The following is a 20,992-nucleotide window of genomic DNA, read 5'->3' as shown; positions in this document are numbered from 1 at the left end:
TATGAATAAGGAAAATAATAAAGAGGGACGGGATGACACTTTAAGGATCATCATCAGTGGCGGTGGTACCGGAGGACATATTTTTCCGGCTATATCCATTGCAAACGCCATAAAAGAATTACGTCCCGATGCACAAATCCTGTTTGTAGGAGCCGAAGGAAGAATGGAGATGCAACGAGTACCGGATGCAGGCTATCAGATCATCGGATTACCCGTAGCAGGATTCGATCGCAAACATTTGTGGAAAAATGTTGCCGTATTACTGAAATTGGCACGCAGCCAATGGAAAGCGCGCAGCATTATCCGTCAGTTCCGTCCACAGGTAGCAGTAGGAGTAGGCGGATATGCAAGCGGTCCGACATTAAAAATGGCCGGAATGATGGGTGTACCCACCTTAATACAGGAGCAAAACTCATATGCCGGAGTAACCAACAAACTATTGGCAAAGAAAGCACGGAAAATCTGTGTAGCATATGATGGGATGGAAAAATTCTTTCCGGGCAGCAAAATCATTATGACAGGCAACCCGGTACGTCAGAATCTGTTAACGGAGAAGCCGGAACAAAAACAAGCTATTCGCTCTTTCGGACTGGATCCGGAGAAGAAAACCATTCTGATTCTGGGGGGAAGCCTGGGCGCCCGCACAATCAATAATACATTGATTGCCGGATTGCAGCTGATTCGTCAGACTAAAAATGTACAATTCATCTGGCAAACAGGAAAAATCTATTACCAGCAAGTAACGGAAGCCGTAAAAGTTGCCGGAAACATTCCTAATCTGTATGTGACAGACTTCATTAAAGATATGGCTGCCGCTTATGCTGCTGCCGACTTGGTTATTTCGCGTGCAGGTGCCGGCTCCATTTCCGAATTCTGCCTGTTGAATAAAGCAGTTATCCTGGTTCCGTCTCCCAACGTAGCAGAAGATCACCAAACCAAAAATGCATTGGCATTGGTGAACAAACGAGCTGCCATCTACGTAAAGGACGCAGAAGCGGAAGAGAAATTATTATCCGTGGCATTAGAAACCATAGCAGATTCCGGAAAACTAAAAGAACTTAGTGAAAACATCGCTCACCTGGCCCTACCAGATTCTGCCATCGTGATAGCAAAAGAAGTTATAAAATTAGCACAACAGCCATGAACATAGAAACTATTCAATCTGTATATTTTGTCGGTGCAGGAGGTATCGGAATGAGTGCCCTCGTACGCTATTTCCTTTCTAAAGGGAAGGTAGTGGCAGGCTATGACCGTACCCCCAGTGAACTGACTCAACACCTTATAGAAGAAGGAGCACAGATTCATTACGAAGAAAATATCAATCTTATCCCGGATGCCTGTAAAGACCCGGCCACGACACTGGTCGTTTTAACTCCTGCCGTACCTCAGGAACATGCCGAATTGACCTACTTCCGTGACAACGGATTCGAAATACAAAAACGTGCACAAGTATTAGGCACCATCACCCATTCCAGTAAAGGGCTTTGTGTAGCCGGTACACATGGTAAAACCACTACATCAACGATGACGGCCCATCTGCTTCATCACTCGCATATAGGCTGCACTGCCTTTTTGGGAGGTATTTCCAAAAATTATGGAACGAATCTGTTACTCTCTCCAAGCAGTCCGTATACCGTAATCGAAGCTGACGAATTCGACCGTTCATTCCACTGGCTGTCTCCATATATGTCTGTCATTACCGCAACCGATCCGGATCATCTGGATATTTATGGAACCGAACAGGCTTATCTGGAAAGCTTTGAGCACTATACCACATTAATCCAGCCGGGAGGGGCACTGATCATCCGCGAAGGCATTTCTCTTCAGCCTAAAGTGCAAGAGGGTGTCAAGATTTACACCTATTCACGCGATAAAGGAGACTTCCATGCTGAAAACATTCGCATTGGAAACGGAGAAATCTTCATCGATTTTATAGGACCGGATATTCGCATCGACAACATTCAGCTGGGAGTGCCCGTAAGTATCAATATAGAGAATGGAGTCGCTGCCATGGCACTTGCCTATCTCAATGGAGTGACCGCCGAAGAAATCAAACAAGGAATGGCAAGTTTCCGAGGTGTGGACCGTCGATTCGACTTCAAGATCAAAAACGACCAGATCGTGTTCCTGAGTGACTACGCTCATCATCCCTCCGAAATCAAACAGAGTGTGATGTCCATGCGTGAACTCTACCGGGATAAAAAGATCACCGCTGTTTTTCAGCCACACCTCTATACCCGTACACGGGACTTCTATAAAGACTTTGCCGATAGCTTGTCGCTACTCGACGAAGTAATACTGGTAGATATCTATCCGGCGCGCGAACAGCCTATTCCAGGGGTAACCAGTCAACTGATATATGATAACCTACGTCCGGGTATTGAAAAAAGCATGTGTAAGAAAGAGGAAATACTCGATGTGCTGAAAACGAAGCATATCGAGGTGTTGATCACGTTGGGAGCAGGAGACATAGATAGCTATGTCCCGGATATTTGTGAACTATTGACCCGAAGGGTAACTCCATCGGACAATTAATTTGTAAATCGTCAAAACAATAAATTTCCTCATGATAAAAAGAATCCTTCTGACCATCGTCATGTTACTTCTCATAGCCTATCTCGTAGCGGCTGTGACAGTATTCAACAGCAAACCTGCCCATCAGGTCTGCCGCGACATGGAATTAGTAATAAAGGATACGCTCAATGCCGGTTTCGTCACTAAAAACGAGGTAGCTGCCATCCTGCAAAAGAAAGGCATTTATCCCGTTGGAAAGAAAATGGACCGCATTCACACCAAAACGCTGGAAAAAGAGTTGAACAAGCATCCGCTGATCAATGAAGCACAATGCTATAAAACTCCAAGCGGCAAACTTTGCGTGGAAGTGACACAACGTGTACCGATTCTCCGCATCATGAGCAACAATGGTGAAAACTACTATCTGGATAACAAAGGTAAAGTGATGCCTCCCGCTGCAAAATGCGTAGCACACCGGGCAATTGTCACCGGAAATGTAGAAAAGTCGTTTGCAATGAAGGATTTATATAAGTTTGGTGTATTTTTGCAAAACAATCCGTTCTGGGAAGCCCAGATTGTGCAAATAAACGTGCTCCCCGGGAAAGAGATCGAATTGATTCCCCGTGTAGGTAATCATATTATCTATCTGGGCAAGTTAGAACATTTTGAGGATAAACTGGGACGATTGAAGACCTTTTACGAAAAAGGGCTGAACCAGGTGGGATGGAACAAATATTCACGCATCAGCCTGGAATTCGGTAATCAGATTATCTGCACAAAAAAGAAACAATAATTCGTAAACAGCTAAACGTACCTTTGTGTTAAAGAGATGAGTCTATAATACAAAAGGGAATAAAATAGAATTTTATATGGCAACAACAGATTTTATCGCCGCTATTGAACTGGGTTCATCGAAAATAGCCGGTATAGCCGGAAAGAAGAATAGTGATGGAAGCATACAGGTATTAGCTTATGCCAGGGAGGATTCGTCTTCATTCATCCGGAAAGGAGTGATTTACAATCTGGATAAAACGGCACAGAGCCTGACCTCCATCATCAATAAGCTGGAGGGTGCTCTCAACAACTCAATTGCCAAGATCTATGTGGGTATCGGGGGGCAATCGCTCCGTACGGTACGCAACGTAGTTAGTCGCGATCTTGAGGAGGAGACCATTATCTCTCAGGAATTAGTCGACTCCATCTGTGATGAAAATCTTGAGATACCACTGATCGATATGGATATACTGGACGTTGCTCCGCAAGAATACAAAATTGGAAACAATCTCCAGGCAGATCCCGTCGGTGTGGCAGGAAGCCATATTGAAGGACGCTTTCTGAACATTGTGGCACGTGCTTCGCTCAAAAAAAACCTGGAACGCTGTTTCGAACAAGCCAAAATTGAAATAGCAGATTTATTGATCTCCCCGCTGGTTACTGCAGATGCAGTGCTGACGGAAAGTGAGAGACGCTCCGGCTGTGCACTGATTGATTTCGGAGCCGACACATCGACTATTTCCATCTATAAGAATAACATTCTCCGATTCCTTACCGTACTGCCATTAGGAGGAAACAGTATTACTCATGATCTCGTTTCCCTTCAGATAGAAGAGGAAGAAGGCGAACGCCTGAAAATCAGATATGGTAACGCCTTTTACGAAGAGGAAGAAGGCGAAGAACCTGCTACCTGCCAACTGGAAGAAGGAGGTAGAACCGTAGAACTCGGCAAACTGAATAATATCATCGAGGCGCGTACTGAAGAAATTATCGCAAACGTATGGAATCAGATTCAACTTTCAGGGTATGATGATAAACTGTTGGCCGGACTTATCATTACAGGAGGAGCCTCCAATCTGAAAAACCTGGACGAAGCTCTCCGTAAACGAAGTAAGATAGAAAAGGTGAGAAGCGCACGATTCGTACGCAACACCATTCATGCAGACGAAGATGTTGTGAAGAAAGACGGTACACAAAACACCTTATTCGGACTGCTTGCTGCCGGCAATGAAAACTGTTGCCTGCAAGAGACACCTGCTCCCCAGCCGCATGTACAACCTCAGCCTCAACCCGAACCGGTGAATATGTTTGAAGAAGATGAGAGTCTGAAAGAACAGGAAGCCGCTGCACGTGCTGCCAAAAAGAAAAAAGAGGAAGAGGAAAAAAGACGGAAAGAAGAAGAAAAGCAACGTAAACTGGAGGAGAAAAAAAGAAGAGAAGAAGAAAGAAGAAACAAACCGAATTGGTTTAAATCGACTTTCGACAAACTTTCTAATGAGATTTTCTCCGATGAAGATATGAAATAAAGTGATAATTCATAATACAATATAATATGGACGAGATAGTACAATTCGATTTCCCTACAGATTCGCCGAAAATCATCAAAGTGATTGGTGTAGGAGGTGGTGGAGGTAACGCCGTCAACCACATGTACCGGGAAGGCATACACGACGTGACATTCGTTCTCTGCAATACCGACAACCAGGCATTGGCTGAGTCTCCTGTACCGGTCAAACTGCAACTGGGACGTTCCATCACGCAAGGACTCGGTGCCGGAAACCGTCCGGAGCGTGCACGTGATGCTGCCGAAGAGAGCATCGAAGACATAAAAAACCTGCTGAATGATGGTACCAAGATGGTATTTATCACTGCCGGAATGGGCGGAGGTACCGGAACCGGAGCAGCCCCCGTCATCGCCCGTATCGCTAAAGAGATGGATATCCTGACTGTCGGAATCGTTACCATCCCTTTTATCTTTGAAGGCGAAAAGAAAATTATCCAGGCTCTGGATGGAGTAGAACGCATTGCCCAACATGTAGACGCTTTGTTGGTGATCAATAACGAACGCCTGCGTGAAATTTATTCCGACCTTACCTTTATGAACGCATTCGGCAAGGCAGATGACACACTGTCAATCGCAGCCAAAAGTATTGCCGAAATCATCACCATGCGGGGTACGGTAAACCTGGACTTCGCTGATGTAAAAACAATCCTCAAAGACGGTGGTGTAGCCATCATGAGTACCGGATTCGGTGAAGGAGAAAACCGCGTAACCAAAGCAATCGACGACGCACTCCATTCACCGTTACTCAATAACAATGACATCTTTAATGCGAAGAAAGTCATGCTGAATGTTTCGTTCTGTCCTGCTTCCGAACTGATGATGGAGGAAATGAATGAAGTACACGAGTTTATGAGCAAATTCCGCGAAGGTGTAGAAGTGATCTGGGGTGTGGCTATGGATACCTCACTGGATACGAAAGTGAAGATCACTGTGCTTGCTACCGGTTTCGGTGTGGAAGACGTACCAGGTATGGACGACCTACACGAGAAACGCAGCCAGGAAGAAGAAGAACGTCAGTTGCAGCTGGAAGAAGAGAAGGAAAAGAACAAAGAGCGCATTCGTAAAGCATATGGTGAAAGTGCCAGTGGCATCGGAACGCGCAACCTGCGGAAACGCCGTCATATCTATCTCTTCAATCCGGAAGATCTGGACAATGATGATATCATCGCTATGGTAGAAGACTCTCCTACTTACCTTCGCGACAAAACGACTTTGGGTAAGATCAAAGCAAAAGCCGCATTGGAAGAAGAGATAGCTACTGAAGAAGCTATAGATGACAGTGGAGTTATCACATTTTAATGACCAACTAAATATATCGATCATTAACCCGGATTTACCAATTATAAACCGTAAATCGTTAAATCATAATATAACATAACATCATGGATTTATTCGAAAGAGTCAGCGAAGACATTAAAAACGCAATGAAAGCGAAAGATAAAGTAGCCCTTGAAACCCTTAGAAATGTAAAGAAGTTCTTTCTGGAAGCTAAAACCGCTCCGGGAGCCAATGACATCCTTACAGACGCAGATGCACTGAAAATCGTGCAAAAACTGGTAAAACAAGGTAAAGATGCTGCAGAAATATATATAGGACAGGGTCGTCAGGACTTAGCCGATGCAGAATTGGCACAAGTACAAGTCATGGAAACCTATTTACCGAAACAAATGACTGCCGAAGAACTGGAAACTGCACTGAAAGAGATTATTGCTGAAGTAGGTGCTACCAGTGGTAAAGATATGGGAAAGGTAATGGGAGTAGCCTCCAAGAAACTTGCCGGATTGGCCGAAGGACGCGCTATTTCAACTAAAGTAAAAGAGTTGTTGGGATAATCTCAACGTATAAATCCTGCTTATAAGAGAAGCTACACAATAGCTATACTCTCTTTTAAAAGAAATCTACCCCCGGATGTACATCAGAATTACATCCGGGGGTATCTTGTTTACAGACACGGATTACCAAAGCCAAATGAAGTACACAGAAATAGGCAAGAGATACTAATCAAATAATTCCTTCAATACATCCAATGATTTCAGTACAGGAAAATCAGGAAGATGTAACCGGTAATACTCATTAATAATAGCCAGGCATCGGGCCCTTTCCGTACGGTTCATTCCGAAAAGGTGCATTGTCTCATAGTTCATACGCATCAATTGCAGTAATCTCCCAGCTTCATCAGGCTGGATATAGCAAGAATGAAGTTGAGGACGAACCGAAGTAAAGTTAGCATTCAACATATCAAAATAGTCACCCGTATGATAATCATCCAGATTGGGGTACAATCCCAGAAAGCGGGAAAGACGCATCAGAAACACCAGATGAAAGTTGGCAAAGCTAATCTTACAAGCATCCAACCACAAGATAGAATGCTGTAAATAGGCAAACAATGGACGGTTCTCCGCCTCTTCGCGAATGGCACGATAAAGAAATTCCGCAAGGAAAAGAGCTATAGTCGATTTAAAAGGATCATAAGGAATGGAGGCGAACGGACTAAAGGATTTAGCTTCCTTAATTCTGAAAAGCGAAGTATTCGGCCGATAATCTGCCTCAAACTCAATCAGCGCCAACGGCTGGAATAGTACTGATTTGACAGCAGCCTTCTTAGAGCGTGGCACAGCAACCAGAAAAGATGCACGTCCTGAAAGCTCAGTATACATCTCAACGATATTTGAAGTATCGTTATACTTTAGTATATGAAGAACGATTCCAACTGTTTTTTGCAGCATATCTCTAACTTTTCTTTCGGGTAACAAAGCTACGAAAAAAGTGTGAATAGACAATCAAAGACTCCTATCTCAAAAAAAAGTTCATATCCCGAATAAAACGCAAAAAGAACATATATCACTGATTATCAATAAATAAACAAAGAAAAACAATATATCTATCAAAAATAATTAGATTTTTTTTCTGCAAATAGTTTGGTAGTTTCAAAAAAAGGCCTACCTTTGCACTCGCAATCGGGAAACAACGATACAGAACGAAAGCAAAGCGAAACAAAAAGAGCAGAAATGCTCAATACAGGATGGCCCGTTCGTCTATCGGTTAGGACGCAAGATTTTCATTCTTGAAAGGGGGGTTCGATTCCCCCACGGGCTACAATTAAAAAAATAAACGAATTAAAACAGATTAGTCGAGATGGCAAATCATAAATCATCAATCAAGAGAATCAGACAAGAAGAAAGCAGAAGACTTCGCAACAGATATTATGGTAAAACCATGAGAAATGCTGTTAGAAAACTTCGTTCAACTACTGACAAAGCAGAAGCAACTGCTATGTACCCAAGCATCACTAAGATGGTAGACAAGTTAGCTAAAACAAATGTTATTCATAAGAATAAAGCTAACAACTTGAAATCTAAGTTGGCTATTTACATCAATAAGCTTGCTTAAGAAATAAGACTTATAACAGACTCTATACAATATTGAGAGCCGAACTTTTTAGTTCGGCTTTTCATGTTTAAAACCATCCCATCCGGTTTACTTTAAATTCTTCTTTTTTCACTCTTCATTCTTCTCTAACTCAGATATTTTCACTATATTTGCTCTGTTATTATAATTAGGAATCAAATTATGAGCGAAGAACAGAATCCCACCAATAACGGGTCTTATTCAGCAGATAGTATCCAAGTATTGGAAGGACTTGAAGCAGTTAGAAAACGCCCTGCGATGTACATTGGTGACATCAGCGTAAAGGGACTTCATCACTTGGTATATGAAATTGTCGACAACTCTATCGACGAAGCATTGGCTGGTTATTGCGACCATATCGAAGTAACTATCAACGAAGATAACTCTATCACCGTACAGGACAATGGCCGTGGTATCCCCGTAGATTTCCACGAAAAAGAGCAGAAATCTGCCCTTGAAGTTGCCATGACTGTGCTACATGCCGGAGGTAAATTCGATAAAGGCTCGTATAAAGTATCCGGAGGTTTGCACGGTGTCGGTATGTCTTGTGTAAATGCATTGTCTACACACATGACCACCCAGGTATTCCGTAACGGTAAAATCTACCAGCAGGAATACGAAATCGGCAAGCCCCTTTATGCAGTCAAAGAAGTAGGAACAGCCGACCATACAGGAACCAAACAACAATTCTGGCCTGACGACAGTATCTTTACCGAAACAGTCTATGACTACAAGATTCTGGCCTCACGCTTACGTGAGCTGGCTTACTTGAATGCGGGATTACGCATCTCACTGACAGACCGACGTGTAATAAACGAAGACGGTAGCTTCAAACACGAAACTTTCTACTCGGAAGAAGGTTTAAGAGAGTTCGTACGCTTCATAGAATCGTCACGCGAACACTTGATTAACGATGTGATCTATTTGAACACGGAGAAGCAGAACATCCCCATCGAGGTAGCTATCATGTATAATACCGGATTCTCTGAGAATATCCACTCGTATGTCAATAATATCAATACAATAGAAGGCGGTACGCATCTGGCAGGTTTCCGCCGTGCCTTGACCCGTACACTGAAAAAGTATGCAGAAGACAGCAAAATGCTGGAAAAGGTCAAAATAGAAATCTCCGGTGATGACTTCCGTGAAGGACTTACAGCCGTGATCTCTGTAAAAGTTGCTGAACCTCAATTTGAAGGACAGACTAAAACCAAGTTGGGAAACAACGAAGTGATGGGTGCTGTCGACCAAGCTGTAGGTGAAGTGCTGAACTATTATCTGGAAGAACATCCGAAAGAAGCAAAAGCCATTGTAGACAAGGTGATTCTGGCTGCCACTGCCCGCCACGCTGCACGTAAAGCACGTGAAATGGTTCAACGCAAATCCCCCATGTCAGGAGGCGGACTACCGGGAAAACTGGCTGACTGTTCGGATAAAGACCCGCAAAAGTGCGAATTGTTCCTCGTCGAGGGAGATTCAGCAGGCGGTACAGCCAAACAAGGCCGTAACCGTGCATTCCAGGCCATCCTTCCACTACGCGGTAAGATTCTGAACGTAGAGAAAGCAATGTATCACAAAGCTCTTGAAAGTGAAGAAATACGCAATATCTACACCGCCTTAGGCGTTACCATCGGCACTGAAGAAGACAGTAAGGCTGCCAATATCGATAAGTTGCGCTATCACAAGATCATCATCATGACCGATGCCGACGTCGATGGTTCACACATCGACACACTGATCATGACCTTCTTCTTCCGGTATATGCCGCAAATCATACAGAATGGGTATCTCTATATCGCAACTCCCCCACTCTATCTCTGCAAAAAAGGTAAAGTAGAAGAGTATTGCTGGACAGATGCACAACGCCAGAAGTTTATCGACACTTACGGTGGCGGTTCGGAAAATGCAATTCATACACAACGTTACAAAGGTTTGGGTGAAATGAACGCCCAGCAGTTGTGGGAAACAACCATGGACCCTGAAAACCGTATGCTGAAACAAGTTAATATTGACAACGCAGCAGAAGCCGATTATATCTTTTCCATGTTAATGGGTGAAGATGTAGGACCACGCCGCGAATTCATAGAAGAGAATGCAACGTATGCAAATATCGATGCATAATTCGTAATATAAACACCAACCTCACATCTTACAACGAAGAAGCGCCGGTACTGAAGGAAAATCCTTCGGACCGGCGCTTTTCTTTGATTATCTTTTTATCTGGGCCTTCGTCCGGTAATTACTCTCCGGAAGCGGTTAACAATCTCGTTACCCATATTCACACGGGTACTGTCCACCCGATGCACTGCAGCGGGGGTAACCGCATCTTTATACTTAGCCTTGCCAATGCGGAATTTCATTTTATCCAGATTACCTGTAATATTTACTCCGGCTTTAAACGGCAATGGCGATTTAAGAATGGAAATATGATAATTAAAATTCATATCCAGTCCTTGTTCACCGCCGATAGCCGCTTTATAACGGTCTATCTCTACGAGGAACGGATAAACGGTCACATTACCGTCATGTACCGTCACATTGACAGAAATACTGTCGAATACATTTTCCTTCTTATTCTTAAACATCAACATCTTCGAAATCTCAGCAAAGGTTTCTCCATCCATCAGAACCAGACTGTCCCCTTTGATATGAATAGCCGAGCGCAAAGTCGGGATACGGATATTCATAGCCGAATCCAAGCGGGCATCGGCTGCCACATCAAACATAACACGCCCTTTAAAAGAACGGAGCATGGGCACTATCGTGTCGAGTGAAGGCACGAAATCAACCAGCTTTGCAATATTGATATTCCGGATTTTGAAATCGAAACCAGCATATCCACCACGCGGGCTACTGGCCTTATAAACCATTACCGCTTTCATATCCGCATCGAGAGCGCGCATCGAAAGGTCTTCCAGATGTATGGCCTGATTTTTAATATCCACCGCACCATGCACATTTTCAAAGAGCATTTTTTCAAAAACTACCTTTTTCAAATCTGTCTGCAGTTCAAAATCTATGTTTCGGGGAATCACGAATAACTTCATCTCCGAAGGCACACTGTCGGTAAGCACTTCCGTAGTGTCCTGAGGGAAAGACAATGAATTAATTAATTGATTGCAATCTATCAGATTGGAAGTAAGGGATAAATGCGCTGTCAGCTTCTCGCCTTTCGTCATAGCCCTGTAAACGCCCTCCATATCACCGGTAGCCGTCATGTCAGAACGTCCGATACGGACAGAAGCATTCTTCAGCCTGATTTTCGGCCCATCGACTGTTACCGCTGTCTTTGCCATACGGATGGGCAATCCGAACTCCGGTGTACGGAAACGCAAACGGTCGAAACCAACGATTCCCTTAGGCACCCACAAAGAGTCATTCAATTTCTCAGCTTTCATCTTGATGCCGGCCACATTCATAGCCATACGAGTCTCCGCCGCACTGAAGAAAAGCGAATCGGCACGAAGCGAGAAATCAACTGCCGGCTTTGTTACATCCGCTTCCTGAGGTTCCAAAGCCGCTTGGGCCTTAGCACGGGTACTGTATAACTTTATCGAATCTCCCATCGAAGCATGAAGTTTACTTACTTCCATATCGCACTGCAAAGAAACGATACGGGTAGTATCCTGCGGATTAGTAGAAGTTACGTTGGCAACCAACCGTTCAATATCAGAAGAAAGCAAACGGCTTCTCAACACCAGTTTCCGGATATCCACCTGAGCCTGCAGAGTCTCGTTATCACGGAAACGGAAAGTCGCATTACCCAGGAAGTTGAAATCTTTAGCGGTATCTTTCAATTCGAAATCATTCAGTTCGAGCTTGCCTCCCAACTTCATACGTCCGATGTCCTGCTTCTTCAAAGTAGAAAGACGACACTTCATTCCCATATCCGCATCCAGTTTACCCCGGATCGTCACACTTTCCTGTAACGGAAAGGTTTTGGCAAGTGCATCCAGGTCAACGGTCGACTTGGTATGAAAAGTGATCAACGGATCATTCAACAAATCGTCTACTTTCGCATCGGCCAGTACTTCGGTATGCGCCCCCTTAAAGTGGAAGATTTTCAGATTCAGATAAGAAGGCTGATGACGCATCAGATCGACATACGCATCAAAATCCGCCGTCACCTCATCAATGCCATACGGCAAACCCTTGTATTGTGCCGAAGCCTCTTTAATACCGATCTTCAATGACACAGCCGGTAACTTTTTGTCACCATACACACCTCTCACCCTGCCACTGACAGTAACCTCCCCTTTGGCCGATACTTTACTGTCTTTCACATATGCTTTCGGAATCATTCGAAGTACTGTCTCCATAGATGGAGCATGCAAGCCATATTCCAGATCCATACCGATCGTTTTTGCCACAGTATCCCGACGGAATGCCCCGTTCACATCCAATTGAATCCCATTTACATTAAGCTCCGTATCTTTCAGTTTCCAGACAGCAGTCTGACGATCCACCGTAATATCCGTCCGAAGAGAAGTAGCTATCTTATTGACCAGCAATTCTCCCTGTTGCCAGAAAAGTATATTCTTATTGTCGAACTTCAGTCCCAGGGTAGAAACACCTTTTGTCAATGAAAGTCTCAACTTCAGATTAGCATCATCTATCCGCGAATAGATATCCGTATTCCGGTCATCGAAAATGAGATTGGCATGTTTAAGTTCGATATTCCGGATATCAATTTCGCTATTAAAGTCAGCAGACACAGTATCCTCCGGAATCGTATCTGCCGAAGCACGGGTCACTTCCCAGTTTGCCTGTCCGGCCTTGTCCCGGTAGGCATACACTGATACTTCGTCCAAAGAGAGATTATGAACGATAATACGATTCTCCGTCAAATATGCCACCGGGTTTACAGTCAGCACACACTCTTTGAAAGAAAGCAATGAATCGGTTTTACACCAATTACTATCATTCAAAGTTCTGGACACCAGAGAGCCGTTCTTAACTTTCAGTCCAAATTGTGGGAAAGTCGAAAAGAAAGTCAATTCTACGCTTTCCATATCCAAGTGTGCATTCAGAGTCTGATTGGCAGCATCCAACACGACCGGAGTCAGTTTCTTCGGAGTTACGATAAAATTAATCACGAAAGCAATGGCTACAAGCAGCACCAAGAGTACAGAGCCCAATGTGATGCCACTGATCTTGAGTATCTTCTTTACTTGTCTGTTCATATCATCCCTCTATCCTGTAACTCTTTTACCACAATTTCCAGTTCATCATACCATTCCTGACCAAACCTGCGAATCAACGGTTCTTTCAGGAAACGGTAGACAGGCACATTCTCTTTCCGGCCCAACAATACAGCAGCCTTACACACATCCCACCGATGGTAGTTTACCGCCTTATAAGGTCCATAATTACCTACCCGTATGGGATACAGATGGCAAGAGACCGGTTTATAGAAATTTACTTTTCCCTCCCGGTATGCTTTCTCGATGGCACAATAACAATATCCTTTCTCGTCATAACAGGTAAACACACAGTCCTTTCCGTTCACAATGGAAGTCACCAGATCGCCATCCGGATCGGTATACACCACTCCCTGCTTGTCTATCACGGCACGCGCCTCGGGTGACAATTCGTCCCAAACGACCGGAAGCACTTCCTCCAGTTTCTCCACTTCCTCCAGTTCTACCGGAGCCCCGGCATCTCCTTCAATGCAACATTCACCTTTGCAGGCATCCAGGTTGCATATAAACTTTTCGCGAAGCACATCCAGGCTTACAACAACGTCATCTATCTGAATCATAATTCTATCCTATAAAAAAGGCGGAGTAGAACTCCGCCCTCCTATCTGTTTATCAGGCTTTTACTTAATTAAAACTTGACCGTTCATTTCAGCAGGAGCTTCCAATCCCATAATCTTCAGGATAGTAGGAGCCACATCTGCCAAACGTCCGTCTGCTACCTTTGCATCTTTGTTTTCTGTCACATATACACAGGGTACAGGATTCAAAGAGTGAGCCGTATTGGGAGTACCGTCTTCATTCAGAGCGTGGTCAGCATTACCGTGGTCAGCAATGATGATAGCCTCGTAACCCTGGGCTTTGGCAGCTTCAATGGTATCTTTCACGCAAGCATCTACCGCAACTACCGCTTTCTCAATGGCTTCGTAGATACCGGTATGACCTACCATGTCACCATTTGCATAATTCACAACGATAAAATCGTATTTATTCTCGTTGATGGCAGCCACCAATTTATCTTTTACTTCATAGGCACTCATCTCCGGTTTCAAGTCGTAAGTGGCAACTTTCGGAGACGGAACCAAGATACGGTCCTCGTTATCGTACGGAGTTTCGCGACCGCCGTTAAAGAAGAATGTTACGTGAGCATATTTCTCTGTTTCGGCAATGTGAAGCTGTTTCATTCCTTTAGCAGCCAGGTATTCTCCAAGTGTGTTAGCAACATTTTCCTTGTCGAAGAGAATGTGTACACCTTTGAACGAAGCGTCGTACGGAGTCATACAGTAATACTGCAACCCGGGAATAGTGTGCATACCCGCCTCCGGCATATCCTGTTGCGTCAAAACGACTGTCAGTTCCTTAGCACGGTCATTACGGTAATTGAAGAAAATAACGACATCGCCTTCCTTAATGGTACCGTCTACATTGGCATTCACAATCGGTTTGATGAACTCATCCGTTACACCTTCATCGTAAGACTCCTGCATAGCTTGCACCATGTCAGCAGCTTTCTTACCGATACCGTTTACCAACAGGTCGTATGCCTCTTTCACACGTTCCCAACGTTTATCACGGTCCATGGCATAGTAACGTCCGATAATAGAAGCTACTTTACCGGTAGACTTGGCACAGTGTGCTTCCAACTGTTCGATAAAGCCTTTACCGCTTTTCGGGTCTGTATCACGTCCGTCCATAAAGCAATGAACGAAAGTATTCTCAATATTATATTCTTTAGCAATATCACAAAGTTTGAACAGGTGATCCAGAGAACTGTGCACACCGCCATCTGAAGTCAATCCCATGAAATGGATATTCTTTCCATTTTCTTTTGCATAAGAGAAAGCTGAAACGATTTCCGGATTCTTCAGGATGCTGTTATCACGGCAAGAGAGGTTGATCTTTACCAAATCCTGATAAACTACACGTCCTGCACCGATATTGAGGTGACCCACTTCTGAGTTACCCATCTGTCCGTCGGGCAAACCTACGTTTTCACCGCTGGCCTGTAACTGAGAGTGAGGATAGGTCTCCATCAGATAATCCCAGTACGGAGTAGCAGTGTTGAAGATTACGTCATCTTTCCCGTGGTCGCCTAATCCCCAACCATCAAGAATCATTAAAAGGGCTTTCTTACTCATAATATTCTAAAATTTAATTGTCGTTCTGATTTTCGGGTGCAAAGGTACAAAAAAGTTAATTACGAACACGTTTAATCTATGTTAAGCTATCTCCCTATCAGACAAAAAGGAAGAAAAAATGCGGTGGATTTGAAATGATTTCCTTACTTTTGCGCCGCTTTAAAAATAAAAAACAGAATATGGACGATTCAAACCCGCGAACGTGCAACAGTATTAACTAACACGAACAGAGTCATTCTGCGGTAATGCCTCTGCTCGGACATCAACAAACGAAAGGAGGCAATAAGATGAGAACATATCTTTATTGTGAAGCCGGCTTTGTGGAAAAAGCACAATGGCTTCCGAACAGCTGGGTCAACGTAGTGTGCCCGGACAGCAGTGATTTTAAATTCCTGACCGAAACGCTGAAAGTCCCTGAATCTTTTTTAAACGATATAGCCGATACCGATGAACGCCCGCGAACGGAAACCGAAGGTAACTGGCTGCTGACCATTCTGCGCATACCGGTACAGAACACTCAAAGCAGCCTCCCCTACATCACCGTCCCCATCGGCATCATCACCAACAATGAAATCATTGTTTCGGTATGTTACCATCAGACGGATATGATTCCGGATTTCATCGAGCATACCCGCCGGAAAGGAATCGAAGTGCGCAACAAACTCGATCTGATTTTCCGCCTGATTTATTCCTCGGCAGTCTGGTTCCTGAAGTACCTGAAACAGATAAATATTGACATCACCGCTGCCGAAAAGGAATTGGAACGCAGCATCCGTAACGAAGATTTGCTACGCTTGATGAAGTTGCAGAAGACACTGGTCTACTTCAACACCTCCATCCGCGGCAACGAAGTGATGATCGGTAAACTGAAAACCATCTTTCAGGATACCGACTTTCTGGATGAAGAGTTGGTGGAAGACGTTATCATTGAACTGAAGCAGGCGTTCAATACGGTCAACATTTACAGCGATATTCTCACAGGGACGATGGATGCCTTTGCGTCTATCATTTCAAACAATGTGAACGCCATCATGAAACGCATGACAAGCCTTTCCATCACATTGATGATCCCCACGTTAATAGCCAGTTTTTATGGCATGAATGTGGATATACACCTGGAAGAGATGCCTCATGCCTTCATGCTGATTATTCTGATATCCGTACTCCTGTCGGCTCTTTCTTTTGTTATCTTCAGGAAAATAAAGTGGTTCTGATAAAGAATCGTCTATTTAGGAAACAACTCCAGCTGTGCATCGCCTAACAGGTTGAAGGTCATACGATGATAAGGAGTAACACCGTTTTCGGCAATAGCCGCACGGTGTTTTTTCGTCGGATACCCCTTGTTATGGTCCCAGCCGTAACATGGAAATTCCTGATGCAGCCCATTCATATAGTCGTCACGATACGTTTTTGCAAGAATAGAGGCGGCAGCTATCGAAAGATACTTGCCGTCTCCCTTTACGACGGTGGTGTGGGGAATATCGGGATATTTCCTGAAACGGTTTCCATCGATCAGCAGATGCTGAGGACGGTTTTTTAGCCCATCTACTGCCCGGTGCATGGCAAGAAACGAAGCATTCAGGATGTTTATCTTATCAATCTCTTCGGGTGAAACAATGCCGACTGCCCAAGCGATGGCTTCCCGTTCAATCACTTCGCGCAAAGCATAACGTTGTTTCTCGGACAACTGCTTGGAGTCATTCAACAACTCGTTCTCAAAATCTTTGGGCAGGATCACAGCAGCGGCATAAACCGCACCCGCCAGACAACCACGTCCGGCTTCATCACAACCGGCTTCTATCAGTTCTTCGTTTAACCAGGGTAAGAGCATCGTTTCTTTTATTTAACATGGCAAATGTAATCAATTAAACGGAAATGAACAACAGAACAAACCGAATCTCATCTTACTATCCGGAATAGGAGCATCTACCTTTTCTGCAAAAAGATTAAGAAGAAAGCAAGCATCCGTCATAGCATCTATAACACATTAAGAATAAGAGAACAAGCATCTGTTACCGTAACTTTATCCCGGCCCGCATACCCGGGCTCATAAGCCCGGGTATGCGGGCCCATGGGCACAGGTATGCGGGCTCATCAGTCCGGGTACAAGGGCCGGGATAAACTTCAAACCATAATCGCTAAAGGTATGAAGGAAAGCAAAATGCTATTACTGACATTTATCCATAGAAAAGCAGTTTCATCTATCTAACTCCCAGACATTTAACATTAAACCAACCTCCCAGAAAGAGGGTGGAAGATGGAAGATAGAGGTGGAAGATAAACGGCCTTAAAAACGCATCTTCCACCTTGTTAACACACAATGATACAAGCAATTGGTCATTAAAAGGTGGAAGATGGAAGATCGAAACACATTTTCTGTAGGAGAAGGATAAAACGGTCTTTTTTAGAACTCAGAACAGGCTCCAGGCAACAGTCAATCCCGCCATGACGATAGCAACCATGCTCATCAGTTTAATCAGGATATTCAGGCTCGGACCGGACGTATCTTTAAACGGATCACCGACAGTATCACCCACCACTGTAGCTTTGTGTACCTCGCTGCCTTTACCGCCAAAGTTCCCTTCTTCCACATATTTCTTCGCATTATCCCATGCTCCGCCGGCATTGGCCATGAAAATGGCAAGTACAAACCCACTGCTCAATCCGCCAATCAGCAAGCCTAATACACCGGGGACACCAAATATCAGCCCGGTAAGAATCGGCGCAACGATGGCAATCAGAGAAGGAACCACCATTTCACGTTGTGCCCCTTTCGTAGAGATAGCCACGCAACGCTCGTAATCCGGTTCGGTCTCTCCGGTCAGGATACCTTTCATCTCGCGGAACTGACGTCGTACTTCATCTACCATGTGTCCGGCCGCACGACCGACTGCATTCATAGTCAGTCCACAAAACAGGAATGCCATCATCGAACCGAGGAACATACCGGAAAGTACTTTCGGATTCATCAGGTTTACTTCATAGTAATTCATGAAGTCTACAAAGGTGGCATTAGCCGTAGTAATGGTATCTCCATTCGGGAAGGTCAGTTCCAGATTACCCAAACGGGTCAGTCCGATACGGATCTCCTCGATATAAGATGCCAGCAATGCCAATCCTGTCAGAGCTGCCGAACCAATGGCAAACCCTTTTCCGGTAGCCGCCGTTGTATTTCCCAGCGAATCGAGCGCATCGGTACGTTTACGGACCTCTTTACCCAAAGCGGACATTTCTGCATTGCCACCGGCATTATCTGCTATCGGGCCATAAGCATCCGTAGCAAGCGTGATACCCAATGTAGAAAGCATACCGACAGCAGCGATACCGATGCCATAAAGCCCCATTCCTACATTGTCGAAGTCGAAACCGGAAGCCAGCAAATAGGAGGCAATGATGCCGATCACCACCGCAACCACCGGAATAGCCGTAGATAACATACCAAGCCCGATACCTGAAATAATAACTGTGGCGGGACCGGTTTTACCGCTTTCACTCAACTTCTGAGTAGGACGATAGGATTGAGAAGTATAATATTCCGTCGAACGACCGATGACAATACCCACAACCAACCCTACAACTACCGCACACGAAATCCACATCCAGTTGTCCAGTCGCAAGAGCCATAGGATGAAAAAAGTAGCCACTACAATCAAAGCCGAGCTCAGATTTGTTCCCCAAGCCAACGAACCAAGCAGATCCTTCATGGTGGCATTCTCCTTGGTGCGGACAGAGAAAATACCGATAATGGAAAGAATGATACCGATAGCAGCAATCAGCATCGGGGCAATCACAGCTTTAAACTGCATCACCGTATCACCCGTATGAATAAAGGCGGCAGCACCCAAAGCAGCCGTTGCCAGAATAGAACCACAATAAGATTCATACAAGTCGGCCCCCATACCTGCCACATCGCCTACATTATCACCTACATTATCGGCAATGGTAGCAGGATTACGCGGATCGTCTTCCGGAATGCCGGCCTCAACTTTACCTACAAGATCGGCTCCCACATCAGCGGCCTTTGTATAAATTCCCCCGCCTACACGGGCAAAGAGCGCCTGTGTACTGGCACCCATACCGAAAGTGAGCATCGTAGTGGTAATGATACAGAGTTTATGGGTAGGTGTCAGTGCATCAGCGGGAATCGCCCAGTTAAGCAACAAATACCAGAAAGAGATGTCGAGCAACCCCAACCCTACTACCACCAGTCCCATCACAGCCCCACTTCGGAAGGCAATCCTAAGTCCGGCATTCAGTGACGTACGCGCAGCGTTAGCAGTACGTGCCGAAGCATAAGTGGCAGTTTTCATTCCCAGAAAACCCGAAAGTCCGGAGAAAAAGCCCCCGGTCAGAAAGGCTATCGGTACCCAGGCATTCTGTACCTGAAAACCATAAGCCATTACAGAGAACAGAATCACGAGTCCCAGAAAGACCCAGCCAACAATCTTATACTGTTGCTTCAGATAAGACATAGCGCCCCGACGTACAGCAGCGGCAATCTTAATCATTTGCGGAGTACCTTCGCTCTCTTTCATCATTTGCTTATGAAAATAGAACGCAAAACAGAGAGCCAGAACAGAGGCAAGCGGAACAAGCCAGAAAAGGATGCTATCCATAGACGTACAATATTTAAAGGTTTAACGAAAGCCTAAAAGTATTGAATCTAAACGAGATAACCAAATATTTTTGCCTTTTGCTTCTGCCAGCCCCAAAAAATGGGAGCAGATACAAAACGCTTCATCTCTCCTGCTTCTTTAAATAAAACGCCGGACAACGACTGTTCAGAAAAACAATTTTCCCTTCGCGGAAAGTCAATTTGCCATACTGTTTGTAAAGCCACTTCCGGTGTTGCTCGTCGGAAACTCCTTGCCGCTCTATCAATGAATCAGACATTACAAATCCGCCACTGCTCAGCCGAATAGTATACCACGTACGAGGATTCTTATCTCGTGTTACCCGTCTTTTATTTACCCGATAAGTTTCCGTACCGCTCGTGACGCGTTTCGTGGAAATATGCACAGTATCCCGGTAATGGAAACGTAATCCATCATAATATATCTGCTCCGGCTTTCTTGAGGAGCTCTTCTTCTCCCACAACTTAATATCATATACCGAATCATTGACCGGATTAATCGCTAAACGATAGTCCTGGGTCATGAAGCCGTCAGCACGGTGAATCCTATGCTCTCCTATCATCTCATCGGGAATCGGTCGCCTGTAGAGATTGCAGGCGGTAATCAGAAAAAGAAGCACAAGCATAGCTCCCGGAATTAGTTTCAGACTTGTTTTCATCCTCCTTTATTTTTAGCTCTCCAAAATTACACAATTTTATGTTATGCAAAAACAAAGTAGCGGAACGATAATTCCCGCAATAAAGGAATCTGCCCTGAAAGTTG

Annotated in this window: 16 protein-coding genes and 1 tRNA gene; 10 read left to right on the top strand and 7 right to left on the bottom strand. The window is 44.6% G+C overall.

Going from position 1 to position 20,992, the window contains the following annotated elements; translation table 11 throughout:
- Position 1 precedes the first annotated feature (1 nt).
- The 6 genes from murG (at position 2) to G7Y45_RS04525 (ending at position 6,684) form a co-directional block, all read left to right on the top strand.
- Positions 2-1,144 (top strand): undecaprenyldiphospho-muramoylpentapeptide beta-N-acetylglucosaminyltransferase, encoded by a 1,143-nt coding sequence (murG, locus tag G7Y45_RS04550; protein ID WP_005812150.1) that lies wholly within the window; start codon positions 2-4, stop codon positions 1,142-1,144.
- Positions 1,141-2,535, top strand: a complete 1,395-nt coding sequence (gene murC, locus G7Y45_RS04545; protein ID WP_165014946.1) for a UDP-N-acetylmuramate--L-alanine ligase — start codon at positions 1,141-1,143, stop codon at positions 2,533-2,535. Before murG ends, murC begins: the two co-directional genes overlap by 4 nt.
- Positions 2,536-2,566: 31 nt before the next feature.
- Complete coding sequence (locus G7Y45_RS04540) at positions 2,567-3,307, top strand: cell division protein FtsQ/DivIB (RefSeq protein WP_032540406.1); 741 nt, start codon at positions 2,567-2,569, stop codon at positions 3,305-3,307.
- Positions 3,308-3,383: 76 nt separating this feature from the next.
- Entirely contained in the window at positions 3,384-4,814 is a 1,431-nt protein-coding gene (gene ftsA / locus G7Y45_RS04535; protein WP_005822778.1) for a cell division protein FtsA, read from the top strand.
- Positions 4,815-4,840: 26 nt separating this feature from the next.
- Positions 4,841-6,151, top strand: a complete 1,311-nt coding sequence (gene ftsZ / locus G7Y45_RS04530) for a cell division protein FtsZ (protein ID WP_005779287.1) — start codon at positions 4,841-4,843, stop codon at positions 6,149-6,151.
- 83 nt (positions 6,152-6,234) lie between these two features.
- Positions 6,235-6,684, top strand: coding sequence for a GatB/YqeY domain-containing protein (locus G7Y45_RS04525; RefSeq protein WP_005779288.1), 450 nt, complete (start codon positions 6,235-6,237; stop codon positions 6,682-6,684).
- A gap of 165 nt (positions 6,685-6,849) precedes the next feature.
- Here G7Y45_RS04525 and recO read toward each other — a convergent pair whose 3' ends face one another.
- Entirely contained in the window at positions 6,850-7,578 is a 729-nt protein-coding gene (recO, locus tag G7Y45_RS04520; RefSeq protein WP_165014949.1) for a DNA repair protein RecO, read from the bottom strand.
- Positions 7,579-7,876: 298 nt separating this feature from the next.
- Here recO and G7Y45_RS04515 point away from each other — a divergent pair.
- From G7Y45_RS04515 to gyrB, 3 genes are all read left to right on the top strand, one after another.
- Positions 7,877-7,948 (top strand) — tRNA-Glu (locus G7Y45_RS04515).
- Between the two features lie 39 nt (positions 7,949-7,987).
- Positions 7,988-8,242: a 30S ribosomal protein S20 gene (gene rpsT, locus G7Y45_RS04510; protein ID WP_005779290.1), complete on the top strand. Its 255-nt coding sequence runs from the start codon at positions 7,988-7,990 to the stop codon at positions 8,240-8,242.
- A 180-nt stretch (positions 8,243-8,422) separates the two neighbouring features.
- Positions 8,423-10,381: a DNA topoisomerase (ATP-hydrolyzing) subunit B gene (gene gyrB / locus G7Y45_RS04505; protein WP_005779291.1), complete on the top strand. Its 1,959-nt coding sequence runs from the start codon at positions 8,423-8,425 to the stop codon at positions 10,379-10,381.
- Between the two features lie 95 nt (positions 10,382-10,476).
- Here the strand turns inward: gyrB and G7Y45_RS04500 are convergent, their stop codons facing one another.
- From G7Y45_RS04500 to gpmI, 3 genes are read right to left on the bottom strand one after another with little or no spacing between them, the layout of a single operon-like run.
- The gene (locus tag G7Y45_RS04500; protein WP_165014952.1) at positions 10,477-13,443 is read right to left on the bottom strand and encodes an AsmA family protein; all 2,967 of its coding nucleotides are present in this window, start codon (positions 13,441-13,443) and stop codon (positions 10,477-10,479) included.
- Positions 13,440-14,021: a DUF3109 family protein gene (locus G7Y45_RS04495; RefSeq protein ID WP_032542844.1), complete on the bottom strand. Its 582-nt coding sequence runs from the start codon at positions 14,019-14,021 to the stop codon at positions 13,440-13,442. The genes G7Y45_RS04500 and G7Y45_RS04495 overlap by 4 nt, the downstream gene beginning before the upstream one ends.
- 60 nt (positions 14,022-14,081) lie before the next feature.
- Positions 14,082-15,596 carry a 2,3-bisphosphoglycerate-independent phosphoglycerate mutase gene (gene gpmI / locus G7Y45_RS04490; protein WP_005779296.1) on the bottom strand — a complete coding sequence of 505 codons (1,515 nt, stop codon included), beginning with the start codon at positions 15,594-15,596 and terminating at the stop codon, positions 14,082-14,084.
- Positions 15,597-15,883: 287 nt separating this feature from the next.
- Between gpmI and G7Y45_RS04485 the strand changes: the two genes are divergently transcribed.
- A complete protein-coding gene (locus tag G7Y45_RS04485) occupies positions 15,884-16,810 on the top strand; it encodes a magnesium transporter CorA family protein (protein ID WP_005779298.1) in 927 nt (308 codons plus the stop codon).
- A gap of 11 nt (positions 16,811-16,821) precedes the next feature.
- On the opposite strand, the gene G7Y45_RS04480 is transcribed toward G7Y45_RS04485, so the two are convergent.
- The 3 genes from G7Y45_RS04480 to G7Y45_RS04470 form a co-directional block, all read right to left on the bottom strand.
- Positions 16,822-17,427: a ribonuclease HII gene (locus G7Y45_RS04480; protein ID WP_165014955.1), complete on the bottom strand. Its 606-nt coding sequence runs from the start codon at positions 17,425-17,427 to the stop codon at positions 16,822-16,824.
- A 580-nt stretch (positions 17,428-18,007) separates the two neighbouring features.
- Positions 18,008-20,212: a sodium-translocating pyrophosphatase gene (locus G7Y45_RS04475; RefSeq protein ID WP_122200263.1), complete on the bottom strand. Its 2,205-nt coding sequence runs from the start codon at positions 20,210-20,212 to the stop codon at positions 18,008-18,010.
- 121 nt (positions 20,213-20,333) lie between these two features.
- Positions 20,334-20,888, bottom strand: coding sequence for a hypothetical protein (locus tag G7Y45_RS04470; protein ID WP_005779307.1), 555 nt, complete (start codon positions 20,886-20,888; stop codon positions 20,334-20,336).
- Between the last annotated feature and the right edge of the window lie 104 nt (positions 20,889-20,992).

The organism is Bacteroides sp. ZJ-18 (assembly GCF_011038705.2).
Lineage (GTDB): Bacteria > Bacteroidota > Bacteroidia > Bacteroidales > Bacteroidaceae > Bacteroides > Bacteroides hominis.
Note: the sequence above shows the minus strand (reverse complement) of the source record. Positions and strands in the feature narration are given on the sequence as shown.

What these genes read in the sequence shown, in the direction of transcription:
- gpmI (WP_005779296.1), bottom strand. Translation starts at nt 15,596, where the DNA reads ATGAGTAAGAAAGCCCTTTTAATGATTCTTGATGGTTGGGGATTAGGC.
- recO (WP_165014949.1), bottom strand. Translation starts at nt 7,578, where the DNA reads ATGCTGCAAAAAACAGTTGGAATCGTTCTTCATATACTAAAGTATAAC.
- G7Y45_RS04485 (WP_005779298.1), top strand. Translation starts at nt 15,884, where the DNA reads ATGAGAACATATCTTTATTGTGAAGCCGGCTTTGTGGAAAAAGCACAA.
- G7Y45_RS04470 (WP_005779307.1), bottom strand. Translation starts at nt 20,888, where the DNA reads ATGAAAACAAGTCTGAAACTAATTCCGGGAGCTATGCTTGTGCTTCTT.
- murG (WP_005812150.1), top strand. Translation starts at nt 2, where the DNA reads ATGAATAAGGAAAATAATAAAGAGGGACGGGATGACACTTTAAGGATC.
- G7Y45_RS04480 (WP_165014955.1), bottom strand. Translation starts at nt 17,427, where the DNA reads ATGCTCTTACCCTGGTTAAACGAAGAACTGATAGAAGCCGGTTGTGAT.
- ftsZ (WP_005779287.1), top strand. Translation starts at nt 4,841, where the DNA reads ATGGACGAGATAGTACAATTCGATTTCCCTACAGATTCGCCGAAAATC.
- G7Y45_RS04475 (WP_122200263.1), bottom strand. Translation starts at nt 20,212, where the DNA reads ATGGATAGCATCCTTTTCTGGCTTGTTCCGCTTGCCTCTGTTCTGGCT.
- G7Y45_RS04495 (WP_032542844.1), bottom strand. Translation starts at nt 14,021, where the DNA reads ATGATTCAGATAGATGACGTTGTTGTAAGCCTGGATGTGCTTCGCGAA.
- G7Y45_RS04540 (WP_032540406.1), top strand. Translation starts at nt 2,567, where the DNA reads ATGATAAAAAGAATCCTTCTGACCATCGTCATGTTACTTCTCATAGCC.
- gyrB (WP_005779291.1), top strand. Translation starts at nt 8,423, where the DNA reads ATGAGCGAAGAACAGAATCCCACCAATAACGGGTCTTATTCAGCAGAT.
- rpsT (WP_005779290.1), top strand. Translation starts at nt 7,988, where the DNA reads ATGGCAAATCATAAATCATCAATCAAGAGAATCAGACAAGAAGAAAGC.
- ftsA (WP_005822778.1), top strand. Translation starts at nt 3,384, where the DNA reads ATGGCAACAACAGATTTTATCGCCGCTATTGAACTGGGTTCATCGAAA.
- G7Y45_RS04525 (WP_005779288.1), top strand. Translation starts at nt 6,235, where the DNA reads ATGGATTTATTCGAAAGAGTCAGCGAAGACATTAAAAACGCAATGAAA.
- G7Y45_RS04500 (WP_165014952.1), bottom strand. Translation starts at nt 13,443, where the DNA reads ATGAACAGACAAGTAAAGAAGATACTCAAGATCAGTGGCATCACATTG.
- murC (WP_165014946.1), top strand. Translation starts at nt 1,141, where the DNA reads ATGAACATAGAAACTATTCAATCTGTATATTTTGTCGGTGCAGGAGGT.